This is a genomic window from Mycobacterium sp. TH-M11 (assembly GCF_057473725.1).
The window spans coordinates 1-6,019 of sequence record NZ_JBYCLD010000272.1; the positions used below are offsets into that span (position 1 = coordinate 1).

The 6,019-nt window shown below is 67.0% G+C and carries 7 protein-coding genes; 3 read left to right on the forward strand and 4 right to left on the reverse strand.

What is annotated here, in order from left to right; translation table 11 throughout:
• Both purE and AC2VOG_RS11115 read right to left on the reverse strand, forming a co-directional pair.
• A partial coding sequence (purE, locus tag AC2VOG_RS11110) for a 5-(carboxyamino)imidazole ribonucleotide mutase (RefSeq protein ID WP_486939948.1) occupies positions 1-499 on the reverse strand: 499 nt, incomplete at its 3' end.
• The gene (locus AC2VOG_RS11115; protein WP_486939954.1) at positions 496-1,758 is read right to left on the reverse strand and encodes a 5-(carboxyamino)imidazole ribonucleotide synthase; all 1,263 of its coding nucleotides are present in this window, start codon (positions 1,756-1,758) and stop codon (positions 496-498) included. The genes AC2VOG_RS11115 and purE, both read right to left, overlap by 4 nt.
• A gap of 77 nt (positions 1,759-1,835) precedes the next feature.
• On the opposite strand from AC2VOG_RS11115, the gene AC2VOG_RS11120 reads away from it, so the two are divergent.
• Entirely contained in the window at positions 1,836-2,492 is a 657-nt protein-coding gene (locus tag AC2VOG_RS11120) for a GtrA family protein (protein ID WP_486939949.1), read from the forward strand.
• Here the strand turns inward: AC2VOG_RS11120 and AC2VOG_RS11125 are convergent.
• Positions 2,447-2,965, reverse strand: a complete 519-nt coding sequence (locus AC2VOG_RS11125; protein ID WP_486939950.1) for a PH domain-containing protein — start codon at positions 2,963-2,965, stop codon at positions 2,447-2,449. The genes AC2VOG_RS11120 and AC2VOG_RS11125 overlap by 46 nt on opposite strands.
• Before the next feature lie 100 nt (positions 2,966-3,065).
• A complete protein-coding gene (locus AC2VOG_RS11130; protein WP_486939951.1) occupies positions 3,066-3,878 on the reverse strand; it encodes a biotin--[acetyl-CoA-carboxylase] ligase in 813 nt (270 codons plus the stop codon).
• 160 nt (positions 3,879-4,038) lie between these two features.
• On the opposite strand from AC2VOG_RS11130, the gene AC2VOG_RS11135 reads away from it, so the two are divergent.
• Together AC2VOG_RS11135 and AC2VOG_RS11140 are read left to right on the forward strand one after the other, a co-directional pair.
• The gene (locus tag AC2VOG_RS11135) at positions 4,039-5,679 is read left to right on the forward strand and encodes an acyl-CoA carboxylase subunit beta (RefSeq protein ID WP_486939952.1); all 1,641 of its coding nucleotides are present in this window, start codon (positions 4,039-4,041) and stop codon (positions 5,677-5,679) included.
• Between the two features lie 66 nt (positions 5,680-5,745).
• Complete coding sequence (locus tag AC2VOG_RS11140; RefSeq protein ID WP_486939953.1) at positions 5,746-5,988, forward strand: acyl-CoA carboxylase subunit epsilon; 243 nt, start codon at positions 5,746-5,748, stop codon at positions 5,986-5,988.
• Positions 5,989-6,019 lie beyond the last annotated feature (31 nt).

Below are 6,019 nucleotides of genomic sequence, written 5' to 3' on the forward strand. Positions count from 1 at the left end.
CTTGACGCTGTTTGAGTGCCGAATCCTTGGCCAGCACCGACTCGGCCAACTCCTGCTGGAAAGCCGCCATCCGGCTGCGCAGAGCCGCGTCCGACGCCCCCAGGATACGGACCGCGAGCAGGCCGGCATTGCGGGCGCCGCCGATCGACACCGTCGCCACCGGAACCCCGGCCGGCATCTGCACAATCGACAGCAGCGAATCCAGCCCGTCCAGCTTGGCCAGCGGTACCGGGACACCGATTACCGGCAGCGGCGTGGCCGAAGCCACCATGCCGGGCAGGTGGGCCGCGCCGCCGGCGCCGGCGATGATCACCTCGATGCCCCGGCCGGCAGCCTGCTGGGCGTAGTCGAGCATCCGCTGCGGGGTGCGATGCGCCGAATACACCCCGATCTCGTGAGCCACGTCGAACTCGGCCAGCGCATCGGCGGCGGCGGACATCACCGACCAGTCGCTGTCGCTGCCCATGATCACGCCGACGCGCGCAGACTCACTGGTCATTGGCGCCGCTCCTCCTCATCGCGCTCCGCGCTCTGCATCGTCGCCGCGGCATGTGGGTCCCATCCGTCCGTCCATTCCGCCGCTGACAACCAGTGTGCCGCGCGCTCGGCGCGTTCACGCAGGTTCGCCAACTCCGCAGCATCGCCGCCCACGAAGTTGATGTGGCCGATCTTGCGGCCCGGTCGTTCTTCCTTGCCGTAGAGGTGCACCCGGGCGTCGGGCATCCGCGCGAACAGGTGGTGCAGCCGCTCATCCATGGACATGTGCGGCATCCGCTCCGCGGCGCCCAGCACATTGGCCATCACGGTCAGCGGCGCAATCACGGCCGTATCGCCGAGGGGGTAGTCCAGCACCGCGCGCAAATGCTGCTCGAACTGGCTGGTCCGCGAGCCATCCATGGTCCAGTGCCCGGAATTGTGTGGGCGCATCGCCAGCTCGTTGACCAGCAGCTTCCCCTCGACGGTTTCGAACAGCTCGACAGCCAGCACGCCGACCACCCCAAGTTCGGCCGCCAGCCCGAGCGCCAGCTGCTGAGCCGCGGCGCCGACGTCCTCGGACAGGTCGGGGGCCGGCGCGATCACCGTCACGCAAATCCCGTCGCGCTGGACCGTCTGGACCACCGGCCAGGCCGCGCCCTGCCCGAACGGCGAACGCGCAACCAGAGCCGACAGCTCCCGACGCATCGCGACCCGCTCCTCGAGCAGCACCGGCACTCCGGAATCCCAGTATCGGCCGGCGATCTCGCGGGCCGCGGTCACATCGACAGCCATCCGAACCCCCCGCCCGTCGTAACCGCCGCGGCCCGCCTTGACCACTAGGGGGCCGTCGACCAGCCGCGCGAAGGCATTCACGTCATCGATGGTGTCGGCCACCGCGAATCGCGGCATCGGCGCACCGAAGGCCTGCAGGCGCCGGCGCATGACGATCTTGTCCTGCGCGTGGACCAATGCCTGCGGCGGCGGCACCACGTTCACGCCCTCGGCGACCAGCTTTTCCAGCAGCTCAGAAGGCACATGCTCGTGGTCGAAGGTGAGCGCGGTCGCGCCCTCGGCGACGCGCCGCAGAGCGTCGAGGTCGGTGTGCGAGCCGATAATCACGTCGGGACTGACCTGGGCGGCCGGATCATCGTCGGATTCGGCCAGCACCCGCAGGCTCTGACCCAGCGCTATCGCCGCCTGATGGGTCATCCGGGCGAGCTGGCCGCCGCCGACCATGGCTACCTTGGGCGCAGCGTTAGGGGTATTCGGCACGGCAATCATGGTGTCATGGCCACCGGCCGGATCGTGTGACGCAGTCACAGAGCTCCCTTAACAAGTAATACGTACACTGCGACATTGTGTCCTTCGCCGATGCCACGATCGCCCGATTGCCGGGGCCGGTCCGCCCTTACGCCGAGCGCCATCACGAGCTGATCAAGTTCGCGATCGTCGGCGCGACGACGTTCGTCATCGACTCGGCGATTTTTTACACGCTCAAGCTGACCATCCTGGAGCCCAAGCCGGTGACCGCGAAGGTCATCGCCGGCATCGTCGCGGTCATCGCGTCCTACATCTTGAACCGTGAATGGAGCTTCCGGGACCGCGGCGGCCGCGAGCGTCACCACGAGGCCCTGCTGTTCTTCGCATTCAGCGGCGTCGGAGTGCTGCTGAGCATGGCGCCGCTGTGGGTCTCGAGCTACGTCCTGGACTTCCGCGTTCCCGCGGTGTCGTTGACCGCGGAGAACATCGCCGACTTCATCTCGGCCTACATCATCGGCAACCTGCTGCAGATGGCCTTCCGGTTCTGGGCGTTCCGCCGCTGGGTGTTTCCGGACGAGTCCGCCCGCAGCGGAGACACAGCGCTGGAGTCGCTCACCGCGGGCGGTATCGCCGAGATTTTCGAAAACGTCGAGGAGACCGGCAACGTCACGCTGATGCGGGCGTGGCGCACGCGCCGCAGCCGGATGACTCAGCTCGGCGATTCGTCGGAGCCCAGGGTGTCGAAAACTTCGTGATACAGCAGCGCGTGGACCTGCTCCACGCGCGGAATGTCGTGAAATTCCAGTGGATCCTGTGATGCCGACTCGACGACCAGCGTTCCGGTGCGCAGTATCCGATCGATCAACCGGTGGCGAAACTCCACGCTGTTGATCCGGGCCAATGGAATGTCGATGCCGCTGCGGCTCAGCACCCCGTGCCGGTACATCACCCGACGGTCGGTGATGACGAAATGTGTTGTGAGCCAACCCAAGAACGGCCACAGGGTCAGCCAGCCGATCAACGCCAGCCAACTGGCGCCGATTACCCAGAAGATCACCTGTTTGGTGTTGTGGTCCCAGGCCGTACCGCTGGTCACCGCGCAACCGAACGACGCCGCCGCGCTGGCCAGAACCAGAACAACGACCGGCCACAGCAGCCGCTTCCAATGCGGATGGCGGTGCAGCACCACCTGCTCGTCGCCTGCCAGCACGTTGTCGGGGTAGCTCACGCTGGCACTTTAAACGCTACCGTCGGCACGCGCGTGCGTGTCTGCACACAAACACGCCGTTGGAGGCGGCATTCTGCGCACGTTCGCGCGCTCGCAAACCTTAACCGCCGGGCCGCAGGTGCGTGATGTCGCCGGCAGATATCGCCACCGTCTCTGCGCCGGTGTCGACGCACAGGCGTCCGGTCTCGTCGACATACCGCGCCATCCCGACCACCTCTCGGCCGCCGGGCATGCTGGCCCGTACCCGGGAATTCAGCGTCAGGCTGTGGTGCTGGTAGTCGGCAATCAGCGCCGCATCGGCGCCACCGGCAGTGCGCCAAGCGTCAACGCGGCGCGCCAATTCACGAAGAATCCTGCGCGCCAGAACAGTTCGATCGGTCGTCGACGCACCCAGCATCAGCAGCGAGGTGGCGCGCGGATCCGGCGCTTGCTCCGCGGTCAGCGCCACGTTGAGCCCGACCCCGACTACGATCGTCGGCGCCGGCGCGGCCACCTCGGCCAGGATGCCGGCCAGCTTGCCGCCGTCCACCAGCACGTCATTCGGCCACTTCAGGCCGGCCACTACACCGATGGTCGCCAACGCGTCGACGACGGCGATGCCGGTGGCCAACGGCAGCCAACCCCAGCCCCCGCGGGGCACCGACCCGCCGGCCACCCCCGCCGACAGCGCCACTTGGGTACGCGGCGGCGCCGACCATTGCCGGCCGTGGCGCCCCCGACCGGCGCTCTGGTATTCCGCCAGCAGCACCGACCCGTCGATCTCGGCACCGCCCTGGGCTCGCGCGAGCAGATCGGCGTTGGTGGAACCGGTGTCGTCGACCACCTCGAGTTCGCGCCACGGCAAGCCCGGTCCGACCAGTCCGTCACGCAAGGCCGTCGCATCCAGCGGCGCCAGTGAGGCTTCGGCTGGCACGATGCCGCCCTCCCTGCCATCGAGTGTGAACTCAGGGCTTCCACTGTGCGCCTACGGCGGGACTTTCGCAAAGACCCCATCCCAGACGCACGCTCGGCATGCCGCAGACGCGTCGTGCGGGGTGCGGGACACAATTTAAGGGACCGCTAAGATCTTCACCATGACGAGCACTTCGCAGACTCACGTCGAGACGCAAGCTGAGCACGCCATCGACATCCACACCACCGCGGGCAAGCTCGCCGAACTGCGCAAGCGCAGCGAGGAGGCGCTGCACCCGGTCGGCGAAGCCGCCGTGGAAAGGGTGCACGAGAAGGGCAAACTGACTGCGCGCGAACGTATTTACGCCCTGCTCGACGAGGGATCGTTCGTCGAACTCGACGCGCTGGCCCGCCACCGCAGCACCAACTTCGGGCTGGACAAGAACCGTCCGCTCGGTGACGGTGTCGTCACCGGCTACGGCACCATCGACGGCCGCGATGTCTGCATCTTCAGCCAGGACGCCACGGTGTTCGGCGGCAGCCTCGGCGAGGTCTACGGCGAGAAGATCGTCAAGGTCCAGGAACTGGCCATCAAGACCGGTCGGCCGCTGATCGGCATCAACGACGGCGCCGGCGCGCGGATTCAGGAAGGTGTCGTCTCGCTCGGCCTCTACAGCCGGATTTTTCGCAACAACATCTTGGCCTCCGGCGTCATCCCGCAGATCTCGCTGATCATGGGCGCCGCGGCCGGCGGTCACGTCTACTCCCCCGCGCTGACCGACTTCATCGTGATGGTCGACCAGACCAGCCAGATGTTCATCACCGGACCGGACGTGATCAAGACCGTCACCGGCGAAGACGTCACGATGGAGGAACTGGGCGGCGCCCACACCCACATGGCCCGCTCCGGCACCGCGCACTACGTCGCCTCCGGCGAGCAGGACGCCTTCGACTACGTCCGCGACCTGCTCAGCTACCTGCCGCCCAACAACTTCACCGACCCGCCGCACTACCCGGTGCCGGTCCCCGAGGGCGCCATTGAAGATCACCTCAACGAGGAAGATCTCGAGCTGGACACGCTGATCCCCGATTCGGCCAACCAGCCCTACGACATGCACGAGGTGATCACCCGCATCCTCGACGATGACGAGTTTCTCGAGGTGCAGGCCGGTTACGCGCAGAACATCGTGGTCGGCTTCGGCCGCATCGAGGGCCGGCCGGTCGGGATCGTGGCCAATCAGCCCACCCAGTTCGCCGGCTGCCTGGACATCAACGCCTCGGAGAAGGCCGCCCGCTTCGTGCGGACCTGCGACTGCTTCAACATCCCGATCGTGATGCTCGTCGACGTGCCGGGCTTCCTGCCGGGCACCGGCCAGGAGTACAACGGCATCATCCGGCGCGGCGCCAAGCTGCTGTACGCCTACGGCGAGGCCACCGTTCCCAAGATCACCGTCATCACCCGCAAGGCCTACGGCGGCGCGTACTGCGTGATGGGGTCCAAGGACATGGGGTGCGACGTCAATATCGCCTGGCCAACCGCGCAGATCGCGGTGATGGGCGCCTCCGGTGCGGTCGGGTTCGTCTACCGCCAGCAGCTCAAGGAGGCCGCCAAAAACGGCGAAGACGTCGATGCGCTCCGCTTACAGCTGCAGCAGGAGTACGAGGACACGCTGGTCAACCCCTACATCGCCGCCGAGCGGGGTTATGTCGACGCGGTCATTCCGCCGTCGCACACCCGCGGCTACATCGGTACCGCTCTGCGGCTGCTGGAGCGCAAGATCGCCCAGGTGCCACCGAAGAAGCATGGGAACATTCCCCTGTGAGCGGCGACGAGAACACCGTGAGGCGAACGAGCGGAGCGACGGGAGTGAGGCGAACAATTGAGCCCAGTGTCTGACGACAACGCGACGCCGGTGGCCGACCAGCCGCACATCCAGGTGCTCAAGGGCAAACCGACCGACGATGAGTTGGCCGCGCTGATCACCGTGCTAGCCGGGGCCTCTGATGGCGGCGGCGGTCAGGGCGAACCGGAATTCTCCCGGTGGGGTCTGCCCGTCGACAAGCTTCGGTACGCGGTGCACAGCTGGCAGCGACTGACGCTGGTGCAGCGGACGCATATGCGGGGGCGATGACCAGATTCGTCCTGGGATCGGCCTCTGAGGG

Excerpts from the sequence above, each read along its gene's own strand:
- AC2VOG_RS11135 (WP_486939952.1), top strand. The coding sequence starts at position 4,039 with ATGACGAGCACTTCGCAGACTCACGTCGAGACGCAAGCTGAGCACGCC.
- AC2VOG_RS11115 (WP_486939954.1), bottom strand. The coding sequence starts at position 1,758 with ATGATTGCCGTGCCGAATACCCCTAACGCTGCGCCCAAGGTAGCCATG.